The sequence below is a fragment of the Methylobacterium sp. 22177 genome (genome assembly GCF_052045615.1).
GTDB classification, from domain to species: Bacteria; Pseudomonadota; Alphaproteobacteria; order Rhizobiales; family Beijerinckiaceae; genus Methylobacterium; species Methylobacterium radiotolerans.
On sequence record NZ_JBQEPK010000017.1, the window covers coordinates 73,804 to 93,393 of the forward strand.

17 protein-coding genes are annotated in these 19,590 nt (G+C 72.2%); 9 read left to right on the forward strand and 8 right to left on the reverse strand.

Going from position 1 to position 19,590, the window contains the following annotated elements; translation table 11 throughout:
- Positions 1-37: 37 nt before the first annotated feature.
- The gene (locus ACTJK8_RS16775) at positions 38-1,231 is read right to left on the reverse strand and encodes a fumarylacetoacetate hydrolase family protein (protein ID WP_440762242.1); all 1,194 of its coding nucleotides are present in this window, start codon (positions 1,229-1,231) and stop codon (positions 38-40) included.
- Positions 1,232-1,507: 276 nt separating this feature from the next.
- Here ACTJK8_RS16775 and ACTJK8_RS16780 point away from each other — a divergent pair, with 276 nt between their 5' ends.
- The 6 genes from ACTJK8_RS16780 to ACTJK8_RS16805 all read left to right on the forward strand — a co-directional run bounded on the left by ACTJK8_RS16780 (position 1,508) and on the right by ACTJK8_RS16805 (position 8,723).
- Positions 1,508-2,569 carry an ABC transporter ATP-binding protein gene (locus tag ACTJK8_RS16780; protein WP_029357517.1) on the forward strand — a complete coding sequence of 354 codons (1,062 nt, stop codon included), beginning with the start codon at positions 1,508-1,510 and terminating at the stop codon, positions 2,567-2,569.
- A gap of 73 nt (positions 2,570-2,642) precedes the next feature.
- Complete coding sequence (locus tag ACTJK8_RS16785; protein WP_440762243.1) at positions 2,643-3,953, forward strand: ABC transporter substrate-binding protein; 1,311 nt, start codon at positions 2,643-2,645, stop codon at positions 3,951-3,953.
- Between the two features lie 23 nt (positions 3,954-3,976).
- Positions 3,977-4,933 (forward strand): carbohydrate ABC transporter permease, encoded by a 957-nt coding sequence (locus ACTJK8_RS16790; protein WP_012319844.1) that lies wholly within the window; start codon positions 3,977-3,979, stop codon positions 4,931-4,933.
- Positions 4,930-5,868, forward strand: coding sequence for a carbohydrate ABC transporter permease (locus ACTJK8_RS16795; protein WP_012319843.1), 939 nt, complete (start codon positions 4,930-4,932; stop codon positions 5,866-5,868). The genes ACTJK8_RS16790 and ACTJK8_RS16795 overlap by 4 nt, the downstream gene beginning before the upstream one ends.
- Positions 5,869-6,068: 200 nt before the next feature.
- Positions 6,069-7,757, forward strand: coding sequence for a dihydroxyacetone kinase subunit DhaK (locus ACTJK8_RS16800; RefSeq protein WP_440762244.1), 1,689 nt, complete (start codon positions 6,069-6,071; stop codon positions 7,755-7,757).
- Positions 7,758-7,766: 9 nt separating this feature from the next.
- Positions 7,767-8,723 carry a D-2-hydroxyacid dehydrogenase family protein gene (locus ACTJK8_RS16805; protein WP_440762245.1) on the forward strand — a complete coding sequence of 319 codons (957 nt, stop codon included), beginning with the start codon at positions 7,767-7,769 and terminating at the stop codon, positions 8,721-8,723.
- Positions 8,724-8,749: 26 nt separating this feature from the next.
- Here the strand turns inward: ACTJK8_RS16805 and ACTJK8_RS16810 are convergent, their stop codons facing one another.
- Genes ACTJK8_RS16810 through ACTJK8_RS16825 form a run of 4 tightly spaced genes read right to left on the reverse strand, consistent with a single transcriptional unit; the run spans position 8,750 to position 12,802 of the window.
- Complete coding sequence (locus ACTJK8_RS16810) at positions 8,750-9,859, reverse strand: ABC transporter permease (RefSeq protein ID WP_083743787.1); 1,110 nt, start codon at positions 9,857-9,859, stop codon at positions 8,750-8,752.
- Positions 9,856-10,779 (reverse strand): ABC transporter permease, encoded by a 924-nt coding sequence (locus ACTJK8_RS16815; RefSeq protein WP_012319839.1) that lies wholly within the window; start codon positions 10,777-10,779, stop codon positions 9,856-9,858. Before ACTJK8_RS16815 ends, ACTJK8_RS16810 begins: the two co-directional genes overlap by 4 nt.
- Positions 10,776-12,362 carry a peptide ABC transporter substrate-binding protein gene (locus ACTJK8_RS16820; protein ID WP_440762246.1) on the reverse strand — a complete coding sequence of 529 codons (1,587 nt, stop codon included), beginning with the start codon at positions 12,360-12,362 and terminating at the stop codon, positions 10,776-10,778. Before ACTJK8_RS16820 ends, ACTJK8_RS16815 begins: the two co-directional genes overlap by 4 nt.
- Before the next feature lie 2 nt (positions 12,363-12,364).
- Positions 12,365-12,802: a GlcG/HbpS family heme-binding protein gene (locus tag ACTJK8_RS16825; protein WP_012319837.1), complete on the reverse strand. Its 438-nt coding sequence runs from the start codon at positions 12,800-12,802 to the stop codon at positions 12,365-12,367.
- Between the two features lie 175 nt (positions 12,803-12,977).
- Between ACTJK8_RS16825 and ACTJK8_RS16830 the strand changes: the two genes are divergently transcribed.
- Complete coding sequence (locus ACTJK8_RS16830) at positions 12,978-13,712, forward strand: dihydrofolate reductase family protein (protein WP_012319836.1); 735 nt, start codon at positions 12,978-12,980, stop codon at positions 13,710-13,712.
- On the opposite strand, the gene ACTJK8_RS16835 is transcribed toward ACTJK8_RS16830, so the two are convergent.
- Both ACTJK8_RS16835 and ACTJK8_RS16840 read right to left on the reverse strand, forming a co-directional pair.
- Positions 13,681-14,709 (reverse strand): alpha/beta fold hydrolase, encoded by a 1,029-nt coding sequence (locus tag ACTJK8_RS16835; RefSeq protein WP_440762247.1) that lies wholly within the window; start codon positions 14,707-14,709, stop codon positions 13,681-13,683. The two genes, ACTJK8_RS16830 and ACTJK8_RS16835, sit on opposite strands and share 32 nt — an antisense overlap.
- Before the next feature lie 80 nt (positions 14,710-14,789).
- Positions 14,790-15,854 (reverse strand): WcbI family polysaccharide biosynthesis putative acetyltransferase, encoded by a 1,065-nt coding sequence (locus tag ACTJK8_RS16840; protein ID WP_440762248.1) that lies wholly within the window; start codon positions 15,852-15,854, stop codon positions 14,790-14,792.
- 717 nt (positions 15,855-16,571) lie between these two features.
- On the opposite strand from ACTJK8_RS16840, the gene ACTJK8_RS16845 reads away from it, so the two are divergent.
- Positions 16,572-17,237 (forward strand): hypothetical protein, encoded by a 666-nt coding sequence (locus ACTJK8_RS16845; RefSeq protein WP_043073944.1) that lies wholly within the window; start codon positions 16,572-16,574, stop codon positions 17,235-17,237.
- A gap of 67 nt (positions 17,238-17,304) precedes the next feature.
- Here the strand turns inward: ACTJK8_RS16845 and ACTJK8_RS16850 are convergent, their stop codons facing one another.
- On the reverse strand, positions 17,305-18,159 hold the full coding sequence (locus tag ACTJK8_RS16850) for a LysR substrate-binding domain-containing protein (protein WP_440762249.1): 855 nt from the start codon (positions 18,157-18,159) through the stop codon (positions 17,305-17,307).
- 92 nt (positions 18,160-18,251) lie between these two features.
- Between ACTJK8_RS16850 and ACTJK8_RS16855 the strand changes: the two genes are divergently transcribed.
- Positions 18,252-19,556, forward strand: a complete 1,305-nt coding sequence (locus tag ACTJK8_RS16855; protein ID WP_440762250.1) for an aspartate aminotransferase family protein — start codon at positions 18,252-18,254, stop codon at positions 19,554-19,556.
- The last annotated feature ends 34 nt before the right edge of the window (positions 19,557-19,590 follow it).

A 19,590-nucleotide genomic window follows, 5' to 3' on the forward strand; every position in this document is an offset into this window, starting at 1 on the left:
CGGCATGCTCTCGGGGCTCGGTCCGGTCGCCGCTCTGTCACAGAATCCCGCGCGCGGCGAGATTCCGCATCAGCGCGCGGGCGCCGAAGGTCCAGGGTTCGCAGGCGTCGCACGGGCGCATGCGGTTGACGAGGCTGCCGAGCTCCGGGCTCGCCACCACGACGCGGTCGCCGTCGGCGTGGGTGAAGCCGAGCCCCGGGCCGTGCCGATCCTGGATCGGCGCGAACATGGTGCCGAGGAGGAGGAGGGCGCCGTCGGGATAATTGTGCGTCCGCCCCATCAGCGCGTCCGCCAGTTCCTCCGGATCGCGGCTGATCTCGGAGAGCGGCGAGGTGCCCTCCAGCCGGAAGCCGTCCGTGCCGGTGACCTCGAGGGTCACGGTGGTGCGGCGGACGTGGTCGAGACCGAACGTCCCGTCGAACAGGCGCACGAACGGTCCCAGGGCGCAGGAGGCGTTGTTGTCCTTGGCCTTCCCGAGGAGCAGCGCCGACCGCCCCTCGAAGTCGCGCAGGTTCACGTCGTTGGCCAGCGTCGCGCCGACGATCCGCTGGTCGGAGGCGACCGCCAGCGCCACCTCGGGCTCGGGGTTGTTCCAGTGCGAGTCCGGGTGCAGGCCCGCGTCCGCGCCGCAGCCGACGGCCGAGAGCGGCTGCGCCTTGGTGAAGATCTCGGCGTCCGGGCCGATGCCGACTTCCAGGTACTGGCTCCAGGCGCCCTGCGCGACCAGCACCTCCTTGAGGGCCATGGCCTCGGGCGAGCCGGGCTTGAGTCGGCGCAGGTCGCGGCCGACCAGGCGCTCGACCTCGGCGCGGATCGCCGCCGCGGCAGCGAGATCGCCGCGGGCGCGCTCCTCGATCACTCGCTCCAGCATCGAGGTGGCGAAGGTCACGCCCGCCGCCTTCAGGGCCTGCAGGTCGACCGGCGCCAAGAGCCACGGCCGGCTGGTGTCGCGCCCGTCCGGCGGCGTGTTGGCCAGGGTCGCGTCGAGGCTGCCGAGGTCCTCGCCCCCGGCGCCGCGCAGGGCGGCGGCGGGATCCGGGGCCTCGCACAGGTCGCTGACCGTCGGGAAGGCGGCGGTGACGTCGAGGATTCGGGCCGCGCCGTCCGCGTCGGCGCGGATCGCCACGACGCTCGGACCGGCCACGTCCGGCCGCCACACCCGGCCCACGAGGGCGCCCCGGCATCCGTCGGCGGGCAGGATCTCCCGCGCGGTCAGGCCCGATAACGACATGTGCTCACGTCCCCTGGATGTCCGCCCGCGCGACGGCCGCGTGACGGGCCCGGTGCCGGCTCCGCGGCCGGCGCGCGATCCCATAGCATTCCGGGCGGCCCGTCATCCCGCCGCATGTTTCACCGGGCCCCGCTCGTCACGGGCGCCGGGCGGGTCCGCCTGACAGATCCAAGATTATCTGTAGCTTTGCCGGGGCGCCCGCTTGCTTTCCCCCGGCCGCTCCTTTGTACTGCCGACTTAGAGCCGCCGATAGAGTGGCCTTGATCGGGAGGAAGCATGGCCTCGGTGGGAATCCGCGAGGTTCGCAAGGCTTTCGGATCGACGAATGTCCTGCACGGCGTGTCCGTGGATATCCGGGACGGTGAATTCGTGATCCTGGTCGGCCCGTCCGGATGCGGGAAATCGACGCTCCTGCGGATGATCGCCGGGCTCGAGAATATCTCCGGCGGCGAGATCCGCATCGGGGAGCGCGTGGTGAACGATGTGCCGCCCAAGGAGCGGGACATCGCCATGGTGTTCCAGAACTATGCCCTCTACCCGCATCTCACGGTTCGCGAGAACATGGCGTTCTCGATGCGGATCCGGAAGGCGCCCGCCTCCGAGATCGACCTCCGGGTCAACAAGGCCGCGCAGATTCTCGGGCTCACCCACCTGCTGGACCGCTACCCGCGCCAGCTCTCCGGCGGCCAGCGCCAGCGCGTCGCCATGGGCCGGGCGATCGTGCGCGACCCGCAGGTCTTCCTGTTCGACGAGCCGCTCTCCAACCTCGACGCCAAGCTGCGCGTGGCGATGCGCACCGAGATCAAGGAGCTGCACCAGCGCCTGAAGACCACGACCATCTACGTCACCCACGACCAGATCGAGGCCATGACCATGGCCGACCGGATCGTCGTGATGCACGACGGGGTCGTGGAGCAGATCGGGCCGCCCCTCGAACTCTACGACCGGCCCGACAACCTGTTCGTCGCGGGTTTCATCGGCTCGCCGGCCATGAACTTCGTGCCCGGCCGGGTCCGGGCGAACGGGCGCCTCACCTTCAGCACCGAGACCGGCCTGTCGATCCCGCTCGCCGACGCGCCTGCCGGCGTCGACGGGCGGCCGCTCATCCTCGGCGTCCGCCCCGAGCATTTCGACCTCGCGCCCGACGGGATCGCCGCGGAGGTCGTCGTCGTGGAGCCGACCGGCTCCGAGACCATGCTGGCGGTGCGGGCCGGAGGCCAGGATCTCACCTGCGTGCTGCGGGAGCGCGTGCGCGAGCGGCCGGGCGAGACCGTCTCCCTGCGGCCGAACCGCGTGCACTTCTTCGACGCCGAGACCGGCCGTCGCCTGCCGAGCTGACCCGCGTCGGATCCGGCGCGGGATCGGGGCGCGCGGCGCCCTCAGAAACAGGATCACCGAGGGAGAAGAAACGATGTCCGTTCTCGATCGCCGGTCCCTCCTCGCGGGCGCCGCCGCGGCCGGCCTCGCCGCCAGCGGCGACCTCCTCGGCTTCGCCAGGGCCTGGGCGCAGACCGCGGAATGGAAGCCCGAGCCGGGAGCGAGCCTGTCGCTCCTGCGCTGGAAGCGCTTCGTTCCGGCCGAGGACGAGGCCTTCATGAAGCTGGTCGACGCCTTCACCAAGGCGACGGGCGTCAAGGTCACGGTGAGCAACGAGTCCTTCGACGACATCCAGCCCAAGGCGTCGGTCGCCGCCAATACCGGGCAGGGGCCCGACATGGTCTGGGGCCTGTTCTCGTTCCCGGCGCTCTTCCCCGACAAGTGCCTGCCGCTCGAGGACGTGGCCGAGTCCCTGGCCAAGAAGTACGGCCCCTGGTTCCCGTCCGCGGAGGCCTACGGCAAGGTCAAGGGCAAGTGGATCGCGATCCCCGTGGCGTTCAACGGCGGCTACCCGAACTACCGCATCTCGGCGATGAAGAAGGCCGGGTTCGACAAGTTCCCCACCGACACCGCGGGCTTCCTCGAGCTCTGTCGCGGCCTGAAGAAGAACAACACGCCGGCCGGCTTCGCCCTCGGCCACGCCACCGGCGACGGCAACACGTGGTGCCACTGGGCGCTCTGGTCCCACGGCGGCAATCTCGTCGACGCCAACGAGAAGATCGTCATCAACTCGCCCGAGACCGCCAAGGCGCTCGAGTACGTCAAGTCCCTGTACGAGACCTTCGTGCCCGGCACGGTGTCGTGGAACGACTCGTCGAACAACAAGGCCTTCCTGGCCGGCGACCTCTACCTGACCAACAACGGCATCTCGATCTACGCGGCGGCCAAGAAGGACAACCCGAAGCTCGCCGAGGACATGGACCACGCGGTCTGGCCGATCGGACCCGTCGGCAAGCCCACCGAGTTCCAGCTCGCCTTCCCGATCCTGGCCTTCAAGTACTCGAAGGCGCCGAACGCCTGTAAGGCCTTCATCGCCTTCATGATGGAGGCGGCGAACTACAATCCCTGGCTGGAGGCGGCGCAGGGCTACCTCTGCGAGCCCCTGTCGAACTACCCGAAGAACCCGATCTGGACGAGCGACCCGAAGAACGCGGTCTTCGCCGAGGCGGGCCGGCGCTCCCTGGCGGCGGGCGGCCTCGCGCCGGTGAGCGAGCGCATCGCCGCGGTGCTCGCCGACTTCGTCATCGTCGACATGTTCGCCAGCCACTGCACCGGCCGCGAGGACGTGAAGGGCGCCATCAAGAACGCCGAGCGCGCCGCCACCCGCATCTTCCGGAACACCTGACCCCACCCGCCGGAGGCGAGACCATGGCGCACACGGCCCTGACGCAGCCCGCCCCGGCCGCAATCCCGACCCGCTCGGCCTGGCAGCGCGTGCGCGCGAGCCGGGGCTGGGCGGGGTTCTGGTTCATGTTGCCGACGGCGCTGATCCTCGGCCTGTTCCTGGCCTACCCGCTCCTGAAGGGTATCTGGCTGTCCTTCACCAACGCGCGGATCGGCCGCGAGGGCGTCTTCGTCGGTCTCGAGAACTACGAGTGGCTCTGGGACGACGACGTCTTCTGGCTCTCGGTGTTCAACACCTGCCTCTACACGGCGGTGGCGTCCGTGGTGAAGTTCGGCGTCGGCCTCTATCTCGCGCTGCTGCTCAACAAGAACATGCCGTTCAAGTCGATCATCCGGTCGATCGTGCTGATCCCGTTCGTGGTGCCGACGGTTCTGTCGGCCATCGCGTTCTGGTGGATCTTCGACAGCCAGTTCTCGATCATCTCCTGGTCGCTGCGGCATCTCGGGGTGATCGACGGCAACATCGACTTCCTCGGCGAGCCGGCCATGGCGCGCGCCTGCGTGATCTTCGCCAACATCTGGCGGGGCGTGCCGTTCATCGCCATCACGCTGCTCGCCGGTCTCCAGACGGTCTCGCCCTCGCTCTACGAGGCCGCGACGCTCGACGGCGCCTCGAACTGGCAGATCTTCTCGCGGATCACCCTGCCGCTCCTGACCCCGATCATCGCCGTGGTCATGACCTTCTCGGTGCTGTTCACCTTCACCGACTTCCAGTTGATCTGGGCGATGACGCGCGGCGGTCCGGTGAACGCCACCCACCTGATGGCGACCCTCTCGTACCAGCGCGGCATCCTCTCGGGGACGCTCGGCGAGGGCGCGGCCATCGCCACCGCCATGGTGCCGTTCCTGCTCGCGGCCATCGGCATCTCGTGGTTCGGCCTGCAGCGAAGGGCTTGGCAGTCCGGGGAGTCCGACCGATGAGCGCGCCCGCACCGCCGGCCCACGCCGACCCGCACCTCGCCCCCGTCCTCGCGGCCCAACCCGCCGGGCTCACCGACAACTCGGAGGGGATGGCCTATCTCGAGCGCCTGCCGCGGCGGCTCGTGACGACCTACCTGCCGCTCCTCATCATCCTCGCCGTGCTGCTGTTCCCGTTCTACTGGATGGCGCTCACCGCCATCAAACCGGACGAGCAGCTGATCGATATGGAGCGGTTCAACCCGTTCTGGGTCGTGGACCCGACGCTCAAGCACATCAACAAGCTCCTCTTCGAGACGCAGTATCCGCGCTGGCTCTGGAACACGATGTACGTGTCGGTGGCGGCGACCGTGCTGTCGCTGTTCGCGAGCGTGCTCGCCGCCTACGCGTGCGTCCGCGTGCGCTACCGGGGCGCCGGCTGGGTCGGGGCGGCGATCTTCCTCGCCTACCTTGTGCCGCCCTCCATCCTGTTCATCCCGCTCGCCACGATCATCCAGGCCTACGGCCTGTTCGACTCGCCGATCGCCCTGATCCTCGCCTATCCGACGATCCTGATCCCGTTCTCGACCTGGCTCCTGATGGGCTACTTCAAGACCATCCCCTACGAGCTCGAGGAATGCGCGCTGATGGACGGCGCCAGCCGGTGGCAGATCCTCACCAAGATCATCCTGCCGCTCGCCTTCCCGGGGCTGATCTCGGCGGGGATCTTCTCGCTGACCCTGTGCTGGAACGAGTTCATCTACGCGCTGACCTTCCTGTCCTCGACGCAGAACAAGACGGTGCCCATCGCCGTGGTGAGCGAGTTCGTGGACGGCGACGTCTACAAGTGGGGCTCGCTGATGGCCGGCGCGCTGCTCGGCTCGCTGCCGCTGGTGATCCTCTACTCGTTCTTCGTCGAGTACTACGTGTCCGCGCTCACCGGCGCCGTGAAGGAGTGAGGGGACGCGTCAGACCATCGTTCTAGCGAGCGCGGCGAAGCGAGCCAGGGCAGCGGGACGTCGGTCGGCGTGGCGCTGCCCGGATCGCTTCGCTCTGCTCGCGGGGACGGAGACCGTTGCCAGCAGGGCTCGACAGCGCGGACAATGCGCGCGGATCCGCCGGCGCAGAATCGCGGGCCGGCCCCATCGAAGGTCACGCCATGGCCCATTTCATCGACGCCCGCTCCACCCTGGTCAACGATGCGGTCGACGGCCTCGTCGCGGCCAGCGGCGGACGCTTGGCGCGGCTCGACGGCGACCCGGGCATCCGCGTCGTTCTCCGCGCCGCTCCGGATTCCGGGAAGGTCGCGGTCGTCTCCGGCGGCGGCTCCGGTCACGAGCCGGCCCATGCCGGCTTCGTCGGGCCGGGCCTGCTGAGCGCCGCCGTCTGCGGCGACGTCTTCGCCTCGCCGAGCGTCGACGCGGTCCTGGCCGGGATCCTCGCGGTGACGGGACCGGCCGGGTGCCTGCTCGTCATCAAGAACTACGCGGGCGACCGGTTGAACTTCGGCCTCGCCGCCGAGCGCGCCCGGGCGCTGGGCCACAAGGTCGAGACCGTGATCGTGTCGGACGACATCGCCCTCCCGGACGCCAAGCAGCCCCGCGGCGTCGCCGGGACGCTGTTCGTGCACAAGGTGGCGGGTCACGCCGCGGAGGCCGGAGAACCGCTCGAGACCGTGGCGGCGCTCGCCCGCCGGGCCGCCGGGGCGGCGAAGTCGCTCGGCATCGCGGTCTCGACCTGCACGATCCCCGGCTCGGCGCGCAGCGAGCGGCTGGCGGAGGGGCAGGCCGAACTCGGCCTCGGTATCCACGGCGAGCCCGGCGCGGAGCGCATCGCCCTGCCCAAGGCCAGCGAGCTCGCCCGCATGATGGCCGAGCGTCTCGCGCGGTCCGTCCCGGGCGCGGACGGGCTGGCGCTGCTCGTGAACAATCTCGGCTCCGCCTCCGCCCTGGAGATGCAGATCCTCACCCGGGCGGTGCTCGCGACCGATCTGGGCCGGCGCGTCCGCCTGCTGCTCGGGCCCGCCCCGCTGATGACGGCGCTCGACATGCACGGCGCCTCGCTGTCGGTCCTGCCGCTCGACGACGCGCTGGAGCGCGCCCTGTCGGAGCCCGTCCCGGTCCCGGCCTGGCCCGCGGCGGTCCGGGTCGAGCCGCCGATCCTGCGGCCGGTGCCCGAGGGGCTCGCGGGCGAGGCCTTCGCGCCGTCGCACGACGCCGTCACCGCTGCCCGGATCCGGGCCGTCGCCGAGGCCCTGATCCGGGCCGAGGGTTCTCTGAACAGCCTCGATGCCAAGGTCGGCGACGGCGACGCCGGCACGACCTTCGCGGGCGCGGCCCGCGCCGTCCAGGCCGATCTCGACCGGCTGCCCCAGACCGAACCCGCGGCCCTGTGCCGGGCGCTCGCCGAGCGGATCGGGCGCGCGGTCGGCGGATCGAGCGGCGTGCTCGGATCGATCTTCTTCGCCGCGACGGCCTCGGCCCTCGCCGACGGCGCCGCGTGGCCCGAGGCTCTCGGGCAGGGGGTGGCGCGCGTCCAGGGCTACGGCGGCGCTAAGGCCGGCGACCGCACCCTGCTCGACGCCCTGATCCCAGCCGTGGAGGCGCTGAAGAACGGCGATCTGGCCGCCGCCGCGGCGGCCGCCCGGGCCGGTGCCGAGGCCACGGCCGGGATGGAGCGCGCCGGCGCGGGCCGCTCGAGCTACCTGGCGGCCGGGGACCTCGCCGGTGTCCAGGATCCCGGCGCCGCCGGCGTGGCGGCAGCGTTCGCGGCTCTGGCCGGCGCATGGGAACAGGGCGCCGCGCGTCGTCGCACGGCGACCGTTGACGCACCTTCCACCGAGGCCTAACCCCCTCTCATGCGCACCTGCCTGATCCTCGACGATTACCAGCAGGCGGCTCTCGCGCTCGCGGACTGGACGCGCCTCTCCGACCGCGTCGCCGTCTCCGCGATCGCCCAGCACATCGCGAGTCCCGACGATCTCGTGGCGCGGATCGCGCAGGCCGAGATCCTCGTGATCATGCGGGAGCGGACGCCGTTCCCGGCGGCGCTGCTGGAGCGGCTGCCCCGGCTCGAGCTGCTCGTGACCAGCGGCATGCGCAACCTCGCCATCGACCTCGCGGCGGCCAGGGCGCGCAACGTCGTCGTCTGCGGCACGGATTCGAGCCCGACGCCGCCGACGGAGCTGACCTGGGCGCTGATCCTCGGACTGGCCCGTCACGTGGCGCCGGAGAGCCTGACCCTGCGGGCAGGCGGCCCCTGGCAGAGCACGATCGGCACCGACCTCGCGGGTGCGACCCTCGGCGTCCTCGGCCTCGGGAAGATCGGGACTCGGGTGGCTGAGATCGGGCGCGCCTTCGGCATGCGGGTGATCGCCTGGAGCCCGAATCTCGACGACGCCCGCGCCGCCGCCGCCGGGGTGGAGCGGGCGGCCTCGAAGGAGGCCCTGCTGGAGGCGAGCGACGTCGTCACGATCCACCTCGTGCTGGGCGACCGGACGCGCGGCCTGCTCGGCGCCGCCGAGCTGCGCCGCATGCGCCGCGACGCCTTTCTCGTGAACACCTCGCGCGCGCCGATCGTCGATCAGGCCGCGCTGCTCCAGGCCCTGGAGGAAGGCTGGATCGCGGGAGCCGGCCTCGACGTGTTCGAGACCGAGCCTCTTCCGGCCGACAGCCCGTTCCGGCGCCTGCCCAACGTGCTGGCCCTGCCGCATCTCGGCTACGTGTCGCGCAGCAACTACCGGACGTTCTTCACCCAGGCGGTGGAGGACATCGAGGCCTGGCTCGCCGGTGCCCCGATCCGGCGCCTGGGCTGAGTCCGGATACGCCGCCCGACGCGGCCTCAGTCCCCGCGGGGATCCAGCGCGTCCGCGAGGCCGTCGCCGATCAGGTTGAGCGCCACCAGGGTCGCGATCAGGAAGGCGGCCGGGGCCGCGAGCAGGTGCGGCGCCGCCTCGATGGAGCGGGCGCCCTCGGCGATCAGGACGCCCCAGCTGGTCTGCGGCTCCTGCACGCCGAGCCCGAGGAACGACAGGAAGCTCTCCAGCAGGATCACCTGCGGCACCAGCAGCGTGGCGGTCACCACCACCGGGCCGAGGGTGTTGGGCACGATGTGCCGGAGGATGATGCGCGGTGTCCCGAGGCCGAGCGCCCGCGCGGCGCGGACGAAGTCGCGCTCGCGCAGCGACAGGGTCACGGCGCGCACCACCCGGGCCATGTCGAGCCACTCCACCGCGGCGATCGCCACCAGCATGAGCAGCAGGCTCGGGCGGAAGAACACCAGCAGCAGGATCACGAAGAACACGAAGGGGAGGGCGTAGAGCACGTCGACGGCGCGCATCATCGCGGCGTCGACGGCGCCCCCGACGAAGCCCGCCGTCGCGCCGCAGGCGACACCGATGAGCAGGGCGACGAGGCTGGCCGCGAGCCCGATCGCCAGCGAGATCCGTCCGGCGACGAGGCAGCGGGTCAGCAGGTCGCGGCCCTGGATGTCGGTGCCGAGGGGGAAGTGGAGGCGCCGGATCGGCACCGCTACGACGAGGCCGCGCCCGCCGTCCCGGTCCTCCAGGACGGCGGGCGTCCCGAACAGCGCCGAGCGCGGCAGGTAGACGAGGCTGCGGCGGTCGACGCCCGCGTCGGACCCCAGGGTGAGCCGCATCGCGTCGCCGTCGCGCTCGACCGCGTCGAGCCGCGCGCGCATGCGGAAGGCCAGGCGCTCGAGCGCCGGCCGGAGACGCGCGGCGTCGGGCTGCGCGGTGAGGCCGGCCGGGAGCTGGCGCAGGTCCGGATAGGCGCGCTCGGGATCGTGGCCGGTGAGGCCCGGGCCGATCAGGCAGGCGAGGGCGATCAGGACCAGCAGGGTGAGCGCCGCCACGGCGGTGCGCTCCCGCGCGAACCGGAGGACGGCGCGCCGGGCCGGACCCGGCGCCGCCACGGTCGCGGTCGCGGTCACGCCGCCACCCGGAGGCGCGGGTCGAGCCACGCGCAGGCGAGGTCGGCGGCGAGGTTGAGCAGAATCACCAGCCCGGCGACGAGCAGGACCGTGCCCATGACCAGCGTGTAGTCGCGGTTGAGCGCGCCCTCCACGAAGTACCGCCCGATGCCCGGCAGCCCGAAGATCGTCTCCACCACCACCGAGCCGGTGAGCAGGGCCGCCGCGAGCGGCCCGAGATAGGCCACCACCGGCAGCAGCGCCCCCCGCAGGGCGTGCCGGGCGACGCGGGCCGGCGGCAGGCCGAGGCTGCGCATGGTGCGGACCGGCTGCGTCCGCAGGGCCTCGGCCAGCGAGGTCCGGGTGAGCCGGGCCAGGGCACCGACCTGCGGCAGGGCCAGGGTCACCACCGGCAGGATCAGATGGCTCGGCGCGCCGTCGTTCCAGCCGCCGAGCGGCAGCCAGCGCAGGGTCAGCCCGAAGGCGATCTGGAGCAGCGGCGCGACGACGAAGCTCGGCAGCGAGAGGGTCAGGGCGGCCCCGACGCCGAGCAGCCGGTCGACGAACCCGCCGCGCCGGAGCGCCCCCGCGATCCCGAGCCCGACGCCGAGCGCGGTGGCCAGCGCGAGGGCGAGGACGCCGAGCGTCGCGGAGACGGGCAGGCCCCGGGCGATCAGGCCGAGGACGGTCTGGTCGCGGAACGAGAAGGAGGGTCCCAGATCGCCCCGCGCCAGCGCCGCGAGGTAGCTGCCGAACTGCGCGATCAGCGGCCGGTCGAGGCCGTAGACCCGGCGCAGGTTCTCCAGCGCGGCGGGCGCCAGCGGCCGCTCCAGGTCGAACGGCCCGCCCGGGGCGAGCCGCATCAGGAAGAAGCTGACGGTCACCACGGCGAGCAGCGTCGGCACGGCCTGGAGGAGGCGGCGCAGGATGAAGCGGATCACGCGTCGAGCCTCATGAAGCGGGTCGGCGCGGCGTTGCGCAGGTTCGGGTGATAGCCGTGCAGCCGCGGCGCGATCAGCGCCTTCGAGCGGTAGTGCATCAGCGGGATCCAGGGCAGCTCGCGCAGCACGATCGCCTCCGCGTCGTAGAGCAGGCCGGCCCGGCGGGCGAGGTCGCGCTCAGTGGCGGCTCGCGCCATCAGGGCGTCGTAGGCGGGGTCCGACCAGTGGCCGGCATTCATGCCGTCGTTCCCGCTCTGGAGCAGGAACAGGAAGTTCTGCGGATCGGAATAGTCGGCGATCCAGCTGTAGCGGGCGACGTCGAAATCGCCGCCGTCGCGCAGGTAGGCGAAATGCGTCTTCGCGTCCGTGTAGACGAAGCGGGTCACGATCCCGAGGTCGCGCCACATCTCGCCGATCGCCACCGCGATGGTGCGGTTGTTGTCGCTGATGTTGAACCGGTATTCCACGGTGAGCGGCCGGTCGGGCCCGAATCCCGCCTCCGCGAGCAGCCGGCGCGCCTCCGCCTCGTGATCGATCGGCAGGCCGAGGCGGCCCTCGGTCTCGGGGGGCGTCCGATAATTGTCGAGGCCGGGCGGGCACAGGGAGTAGGCCGGGCTCATCGTGCCGCCGTTGAGCCCGTCGGCGAGGTACTCGCGGTCGATGACGAGCGACAGCGCCCGGCGGACGCGCCGGTCCGAGAACGGCGCTTTGCGCGTGTTCACAACCAGCGCCGCGAGCCCCAGCGAGGGGCCGAGAACCACCTGCGGCCCGAAGCGGCGGCGCAGGTCGGCGATCTGGTCGACGGGCAGGTCGGAGAGCGAGTCGATCTCGCCGGCGGCGTAGCGGCGCACCGACGCGGCGATGTCGGGCGTCGGCAGGAAGGCGACGCGTCGGATCGCGAGGCTTCCCGCATCCGGATGGTGCGGGTTGGCCTCCAGCGTGATGGCGCCGCCCGGCACCCGGTCGGCGAGCCGGTAGGGTCCGTTGGTCACGAGGTTTCCCGGCCGGGTGAAGCTGTCGCCGTAGCGCTCGACCGAGGCCCGGTGGACCGGCAGCGCGGTCTGATGGGTCAGGAGCTCCAGGATGTAGGGCGTCGGCTGTTCCAGGGTGATCGCGAACCGGAGCGGCCCCTCGGCGGCGATGCCGAGGGCGTCGGCCGGGGCCGCGCCGCGGTTCACGGCGGCGGCGTTGCGGATCGGGAACAGGATCTCGGCGTACTTCGCCGCCGTCGTCGGGTCGAGCATCCGGCGGAACGCGTAGACGAAATCGTCGGCGGTGACCGGCTCGCCGTTCGACCAGCGACCGTCGGGGCGCAGGTCGAAACGCAGGCTCACCCCGTCCTCGGAGACGGACCAGGCGCGCGCCGCGCCCGGGATGATCGTGCCCCGGTTGTCGTAGGTGAGCAGTCCGTCGCAGAGGTCGCGCAGGATGTGCGCCTCCGCGACCGTGGACGAGCGGTGCGGGTCCAGCGTCTCGGGATCGGCGTCGTTGCCGCGCCGGTAGAGCGCGTCGGCCGCGCGGGCGGGCCGCACGGCCGCGAGGGCGATCGCGCCGGCCAGCCAGTCGCGCCGCCGCGGGCGCACGGTCAGGCGCCGGTATCCGGCCTGAGGCCGGCCGCCTCGATCCCGGCCACCGCGCAGATCTCGTCGTTGTCCGAGGTGTCGCCGGAGATTCCGACCGCGCCGAGGAGACGTCCCTCGCCGGAGCGGATCAGCACGCCCCCCGGCACCGGCACGAGGGCGTCGGGACCGGCGAGGTGGGTGACGGCGGCGACGAAGTAGGGCTGCTGCTCCGCCCGCGCGTGGATCGCCCTCGAGCCGAGGCCCAGCGCCAGGGCGCCGTTGGCCTTGCCGCTCGCGATCTCGGCCCGGCGCAGGGACGTGCCGTCCTCGACCGCGACCGCCTTGAGCGCGCCGCGGGCATCGTAGACGACGACGGCCAAGGGCTTGAGGTTGCGGTTCCGCGCCTCCCGCAGGGCGGTGTCGACGACGGTGCGGGCGGCCTCGAGGGTCAGGTCGATCATCGGATTCCAGCGCGGACGCCGCTCCCGGCGGCTTACTCATCCTTACGGACCGGGGACCGCCGGGTCCACCGACGCGAAGCGCTGCGGCGTTCGATCCGCTGGGCGCGGCCGGCGCGCCGCCTAGTTTCGGCGTGGCCCGCGCGGGAGGCCCCGGCGCGCCGAGCGAGGAGCGCCCATGGAATCGGCCGAACGCCCCTACGTGATCTGTCACATGACCTCGTCGGTCGACGGCCGGATCAAGGTGCGACGCTGGAAGACGCTGGACGCCGACAGCCATTACGAGCGCGTCCACGGCGAGTTGAAGGGCGATGCCTGGATGTGCGGGCGCGTCACCATGCAGGGCTACGCCGACAGCGCCGATCCGCTGCCGGAGCCGGTCGCGGACGACGGCGTGCCGGTCCCGCGGGAGGACCACGTCGCCCGCCGCGACGCGCCCGGCTACGCCGTGGCCCTCGACGCGCGGGGTCGCCTGGATTGGGGCGCGCGCGACGCGATCGAGGGGGACCACGTCGTGGTGGTGCTCACCGAGTCCGTGCCGGATTCGCACCTGCGCGCGCTGCGGGCGGGCGGCCAGTCCTACCTGTTCGCGGGCGACCGGGCGGTCGACTTCCCCCTGGCGGCCGCGAAGCTGCGCGCCCTGTTCGGGATCGAGCGGCTCCTCGTCGAGGGCGGCGGCCACATCAACGGGTCGATGCTGAAGGCCGGGCTCATCGACGAGCTGAGCCTGCTCCTCGTGCCCGCGGTCGATGGCCTGAGCGGGACGCCGGCGGTGTTCGACATCGGCGGCGAGGAGGCGGACACGATGGGCAGCCGCCGCAAGCTCGACCTGACGGCCTGCGAGCGCCTGTCCGACGGCGTCGTGTGGCTCCGCTACCGGATCACGCCGGTCGAGCCGCCGGCAGGCGAATGATGCTCGCCAGGAACGCGTCGTAGCCGGCCGCGACCGCCTCCGGCCGCTCGAAATGCGGGAAGGCGCCGGTCGGCAGGGTGTCGACGCGCCAGTTGGGCCGGTCGGCGACCCGGGGCACCAGCCGGTAGTCGACGAAGTCGCCGCGCTCCCCGTGCACCATCCAGACCGGGAGGCGCAGGCGCTCGTAGAGGCGCGTCGCGTCGGTGGGAAACAGGTGGCCGGCGATGAAGCAGAAAGGCGCGTGCTCGGCGCCGGGCTGGTGGGCCGACGCGTAATCGTAGGCCAGCAGCCCCGCGTCGATGTCGGACGAGCCGAAGGTCTTCGCCAGGAAGAACCGCATGCTCGGCCGCGTCACCAGGGCATCGAAGAGCGGCCGCCCCAGGGGAGGGCGGTCGAGGACGCGGCGCAGCCAGTCGCGGCCGCGATGGCCGTCCGGCGGCCCGTCCCCGGAGAGCCGGGCGTCGAACCCTGTCGGACTGATCAGCGCGAGGCTGCGATAGGCGTCGGACCGCTCCAGGCTCGCCCGCGCCAGGAACGAGCACGAGAGCGACAGGGCCAGGGCGTCGATCGCCCAGCCGCCGTGGCGGCTCCGGATCTCGTCGACCGCCGCGTGGATCGCCTCCACCATCAGGCGCGGCGTGTAGCGCCGGCGCGAGCGCTCCGAGAAGCCGAAACCCGGGAGATCCAGGGCGTAGACCGGCCGCGTGCCGCGGTAGCGCAGGTACAGCGGCCGGACCTCGTAGGCGTTGGCCGCCGCGTTGATCGAGTGGATCAGCAGGAGCGGGACGCCCTCGGCCTCCGCGGACCCGTACAGCGAGAGCGCGCCGGCGCGCCGGGTCCGGAGCCGCTCGTGCCGGCCCGGCAGGGCGGGCGGCAGAGGCATGCGCCGGTTCACCGCGAGCGCGCTCCAGCCGACCAGGGCCGCCGCCGAGCCGACGAGCGTCAGGGCCGCCGCGGTCGCGGTACGACCCGCGCGATGGCGGGACACGGAACTCATCGGGACACCTCGACGTCCATCCCGCGGCGGCGGGCCGTGCGCGACAACGCCGGGACCGCGGGGAAGTGCCCGGACGGTCGCTACGAGGCGTGGCCGGCGAGACTGCCGGCATTCATCGCCGGGGCGCGGCTCGCCGACCGCGCCGGCGCCTCGCCCCGGCCCGCGGCCTCGCGCAGGAAGTCCACCGTGGGCTGATCGTTGAGCCAGCCCTGGACGCGCTGCGAGATCAGGAGCTTCCGCTCGCGCCGGTCGTAGTTCACGTAGGAGGCGGCGACGAACTCGGCCCGGCTCATCGTGCGCGCGGGGCCGGACCGGCGCGTCTCCGCCTTGAAGAACAGGGCGCTGCCGGGCACGCCGTAATGCTGGGCGATCTCCGGATAGACCGGCCAGCTGCCCTGGCCGCCGAGATCGTCGGGGAGGAACGCGTCGAGGTCGCATTCCTCGAAGGGCACGCCGGCACGGGTCAGCAGACCCCGGGCGAGGTCGGCCACGACGTAGAGCTTCGTGTGGTTGATCGAGTGCATGAAGCAGCCCCGGCGCGCCCAGCGCGTGAGGTGCGTGTCGAGATCGTACCCGGCCTGGACGCCGAGCCCGCGCAGGTACGCGACCGACTCGTCCCAGAGGTTGAAGTATCCCAGGCGCTCGAAGACCGGTTCGGAGAACAGCCGCAGCGCCTGCGCCTGCGAGAAGCCCGACAGGTAGGCGAACAGCGTGATCGCCGAGTGCGAGTGCCCCATCGGCCCCGAGATCAGGCCGTTGAGGGTGACGGAATCCTGCACGCCGACGTGGACCAAGTCGGGATGGTAGGCGCTGAACACGATGGTCGGGATCAGGCGGACCTTCGGATGCGTCCGCAGGGTGTCGATCGTGCCGCCGCCCTTGAACTTGGGTAGGTAGATGCTGGTGAAAACGTGGTCGTACCCGTCCGCATGCGCCATCAGGTCGGCGAGCCGCGGGAACCGGCGTGAGGCCGTGAACGCCGAGACGAAATCGACCTGCGCGTGCGGCAGCAGGTAGCGCATCGTCTTGGCGATGGATCCGGCCTGACAGACGCCGATCACGAGGATGCGCGGCGAGCCTGTCCGCTTCTTCCCGAACTGCGCGAGCCGGTGCCGCGCGCGCCAGAGGCTATCGACGGTCAACATCCGGCCTCTCTCGCATGTCCGCGGGCCGCGGGCAAACACCGCACCCATGCGCATCCCGCAGGGCGGGACCGCCGGTCCGGCCCCCGCCACAGGCGCGCCCTCTGAGCCGGCGTCGGGGCGGGTCGCGAGACCCGCGTGGTCGAGCGGACGCCGCGGCAGCCCCCGCCACCTGTGGATCGCCCGAACTTTCAGTGTCGCCGTCCGAGAGTCCCGAATACCCGATACGCGCCTCTGTCTTTCTCCAGCGGAGCGAAGCAACGCATCGATCGACCCGAACTTATTTTCGAATTCGTCACCAAATCGGGTGCGGGGAATCGGAACCGTGCGAGGATTCAACTTGCGCATCGTTGACAGACTCAAGTCCTTGCCCACAAATCCGATTCAACGAGGCATGAAGCTCGCGGATGGGGCGCTCGCGGTCATGAGGACCGGCGGGCCCTCGATGACCGAGGTGGTCCCTCTCGTCGTTACCCCGCGTAAGCGGCCGCTCCGGCAGGCGCGGCGTACTCCGATCGACCGGCCCGTACGGCCGGCCTCGGGCAGAGCTGACTTCACGGCGCTGCCGCAGAACGCTCGGGGTCGCGGCGCTCCGCATCGCCATGACGGACGTCAATGCCCGCGCCACGTGGCCGTCGGCGGCCAGTAGACGCCGGGGCGACGACGCTGCGCGGATCGGAGGCCGGGTTCCGCGTCGGAGGAAAAGCTGGAGACTGCGCGATGGATTACGTACCTCCGATGGCCGCGATCACGGCGGGCGCCCAGAAGGCGCTCCCCGCCGAGGCGGCCGCGCTCGCGCCGGCGCACGACGTGAAGCCCGTCGCGGCGCCGGATCCGCGGTCGATCTACACGCTCACGCCGGAGGCGGCCGGCGCCGTCTTCGCCCTGGTCGAGAACCGCATCCAGGTGATCGACGCTGCGCTCGACGTGACCGACCGGCGCGGCACGCAGGTCGCCGCCGCGGCGATGGCGGCGGCCACGGCGACGACGCCGGTCGTGTCGCCGGAGACGACGAAGACGATCGCCGCGGCCAATCGCAACTGGAGCGAGGATGTCCGGCTGGATCACAGCCCGTCCCGGCTCGTCGGGACCGACACGGTCGTGGCGTACGACAGCCCGCGGGTGACGGCGGCCTGGAGCGTGGCCTTCCCGGAACTGGCCGGCAGGAAGCTCCGAGCCGCGCACTTGCCGGGTCCGAGCCTCCGCTCCGTCGTGCACGAGGCCGAGGCACGCCTGGACGACACCGGGAGCGACATCTACCTCCTCTGCAACAGCGCGCATTTCGAGACGATCCGCCAAGCCCATCCGCGGACGCACATCAACTGGATCAACGTCGACAACGACGAGATCGTCGTGGTCTGGCAGAAGCCGTCCGAGGAGGGCTAGGGCCGCGCTCGCCACCGGTCCCGGTCCGCGGAGCCCGGACCGACGGGTGCCCTGTGCGGTCGCCCGATCAGAGCGTCGGCAGGATCGCGCGCAGGTGGGCGGCGAAGGCGCGAGTCAGCGGCGCGGCATGCGCGGCGTCCAGGCGGATCGTCAGGCCGATCCGCGGCAGCGCGGGCAGGCCGCTGCCGCGGGTCAGGATGCGCAAGTCGGGCGGGACCGCGGCGCGGGTGAGCACCGCCACAGCCTGGGCAGAGCGCGCCACCGCCAGCAGCCCGGACAGGCTGCCGCTCGCGTAGGCGATCCGGTACGCGCGCCCGGCCTGGTCGAGGGCGGCCCGGGCCGCCCGGTGGTCCAGGGTGTCGGGGTCGCCGAGCGCGAGCGGCAGCGGGTCGGGCCAAGGCGCCGCGGCGCCGCGCGGCGCGACCCAGACGAGGTCCTCGCGCCGCAGGATCTCCCGCCCGGCCGTCAGGGGGACCGAGACGAGCGCCAGATCGAGCCCGCCGCGGCCCAGGCGATCCTCCAGACGGGGCGTCGCGGCACAGACCACCTCGATCGCGGCGTCGGGGTGAAGGCGCGCGAAGCCGCGCAACAGGGCTGGAAGGAAGGCCTGCGCGTAATCGTCCGGGCAGCCGAACCGCAAGGTGCCGTTGAGGCGGCCGCCGGACAGCTCGGCCACCGCGTCGTCGTGCGAGGCGAGGATCCGGCGCGCGTGGACGAGGAGGCGCTCGCCCTGGACGGTGAGCACCACACCGCGCCCGGTCCGCCGCAGCAGCGGCTGCGCGATCAGATCCTCCAGCCGCTTCATCTGCATGCTCAGGGCGGCCTGACTGCGTCCGACCCGCTCCGCGGCCCGGCTCAGCGCACCCGTCTCCGCCACCGTGGCGAAGCTGCGCAGGAGGTCGATGTCGAGGCTCTGGGCCATCAGGATCGCTGAACCCTCGGTTCAGAACTATAAGCTTCTCTGGGGTCTTCGGTCGTCCTAGCATGGGCCGGCCTGCCACGGGACCCGGATCGATGACGACGCGGAACGACGACCCCGATTTCTGGACGCGCGCCCGCCGGCACCTGGTGCGCTACGGCGGCACCTTCGCGCCGGTCATCATCGAGCGGGCCGAGGGCAGCTTCGTCTACGACGCGGACGGCCGGAAGATCCTGGACTTCACCTCCGGCCAGATGAGCGCGATCCTGGGGCACGGGCATCCCGAGATCGCCGCCGTCGTCTCGGACCACGTCGGCCGCCTGGATCACCTGTTCAGCGGCATGCTGAGCCGGCCGGTGGTGGACCTCGCGACGGAGCTGGCCGGCCTCGCCCCCGGCGGGCTGGAGCGGACGCTTCTCCTGACCACCGGCGCCGAGGCCAACGAGGCCGCCCTGCGCATGGCCAAGCTCGCCACCGGCGGCTGGGAGATCGTGAGCTTCGCGCAGTCCTGGCACGGCATGACGGCGGGCGCCGCCTCGGCGACCTACAGCGCCGGCCGCAAGGGCTACGGCCCGGCCCCCGTCGGCTCATTCGCGATTCCCGCACCGAACGCCTACCGCCCCACCTTCGCGCGGGACGGGGCCGCCGACTGGCAGACCGAGCTCGACTACGCCTTCGCGCTGGTGGATCGGCAGTCGACCGGCAACCTCGCGGCCTTCTTGGCCGAGCCGATCCTCAGTTCCGGCGGCATCCTCGAACTCCCGCCCGGCTACCTCGCGGCCCTCAAGCGCAAGTGCACCGAGCGGGGCATGCTGCTGATCCTCGACGAGGCCCAGACGGGTATCGGCCGCACCGGCCTGATGTTCGCCTGCGAGCGCGACGGGGTGGTGCCCGACATCCTGACCCTGTCGAAGACCCTGGGCGCCGGCCTGCCGCTCGCGGCGGTCCTGACCACGCCGGAGATCGAGGATCTCTGTCACGCCCGCGGCTTCCTGTTCTACACGACGCACGTCTCCGACCCGCTTCCCGCCGCGGTGGGGCTCAAGGTGCTGGAGATCGTCCGGCGCGACGGCCTGGTCGGCCGGGCCGAGGCGGCCGGCGCGCGGCTCGCGGCGCGGCTGCGGGCGCTCCAGCAGCGCTTCGCCTGCATCGGCGACGTGCGCGGGCGCGGGCTCCTTCAGGGCATGGAGATCGTGGCCGACCGGGACACGAAGGTGCCGGCACCGGAGCTGGGCGACGCGATCACGCGGCGCTGCCTCGAACTCGGGCTGAGCATGAACATCGTGCAGCTGCCCGGCATGGGCGGCGTGTTCCGCATCGCCCCGCCGCTGACCGCCACCGACGCGGAGATCGATCTCGGCGTCGACATCCTGGAGCGGGCGATCGAAGGTGCGGTCTGAGGCGGCCGCCGCGCCGGTCGCCCGCGCCGGCCGG

Coding starts and splice junctions, on each gene's coding strand:
- ACTJK8_RS16840 (WP_440762248.1), bottom strand. CDS start 15,854: ATGTTGACCGTCGATAGCCTCTGGCGCGCGCGGCACCGGCTCGCGCAG.
- ACTJK8_RS16800 (WP_440762244.1), top strand. CDS start 6,069: ATGGCCCATTTCATCGACGCCCGCTCCACCCTGGTCAACGATGCGGTC.
- ACTJK8_RS16830 (WP_012319836.1), top strand. CDS start 12,978: ATGGAATCGGCCGAACGCCCCTACGTGATCTGTCACATGACCTCGTCG.
- ACTJK8_RS16845 (WP_043073944.1), top strand. CDS start 16,572: ATGGATTACGTACCTCCGATGGCCGCGATCACGGCGGGCGCCCAGAAG.
- ACTJK8_RS16780 (WP_029357517.1), top strand. CDS start 1,508: ATGGCCTCGGTGGGAATCCGCGAGGTTCGCAAGGCTTTCGGATCGACG.
- ACTJK8_RS16805 (WP_440762245.1), top strand. CDS start 7,767: ATGCGCACCTGCCTGATCCTCGACGATTACCAGCAGGCGGCTCTCGCG.
- ACTJK8_RS16850 (WP_440762249.1), bottom strand. CDS start 18,159: ATGGCCCAGAGCCTCGACATCGACCTCCTGCGCAGCTTCGCCACGGTG.
- ACTJK8_RS16775 (WP_440762242.1), bottom strand. CDS start 1,231: ATGTCGTTATCGGGCCTGACCGCGCGGGAGATCCTGCCCGCCGACGGA.
- ACTJK8_RS16835 (WP_440762247.1), bottom strand. CDS start 14,709: ATGAGTTCCGTGTCCCGCCATCGCGCGGGTCGTACCGCGACCGCGGCG.
- ACTJK8_RS16825 (WP_012319837.1), bottom strand. CDS start 12,802: ATGATCGACCTGACCCTCGAGGCCGCCCGCACCGTCGTCGACACCGCC.
- ACTJK8_RS16785 (WP_440762243.1), top strand. CDS start 2,643: ATGTCCGTTCTCGATCGCCGGTCCCTCCTCGCGGGCGCCGCCGCGGCC.
- ACTJK8_RS16855 (WP_440762250.1), top strand. CDS start 18,252: ATGACGACGCGGAACGACGACCCCGATTTCTGGACGCGCGCCCGCCGG.
- ACTJK8_RS16795 (WP_012319843.1), top strand. CDS start 4,930: ATGAGCGCGCCCGCACCGCCGGCCCACGCCGACCCGCACCTCGCCCCC.
- ACTJK8_RS16790 (WP_012319844.1), top strand. CDS start 3,977: ATGGCGCACACGGCCCTGACGCAGCCCGCCCCGGCCGCAATCCCGACC.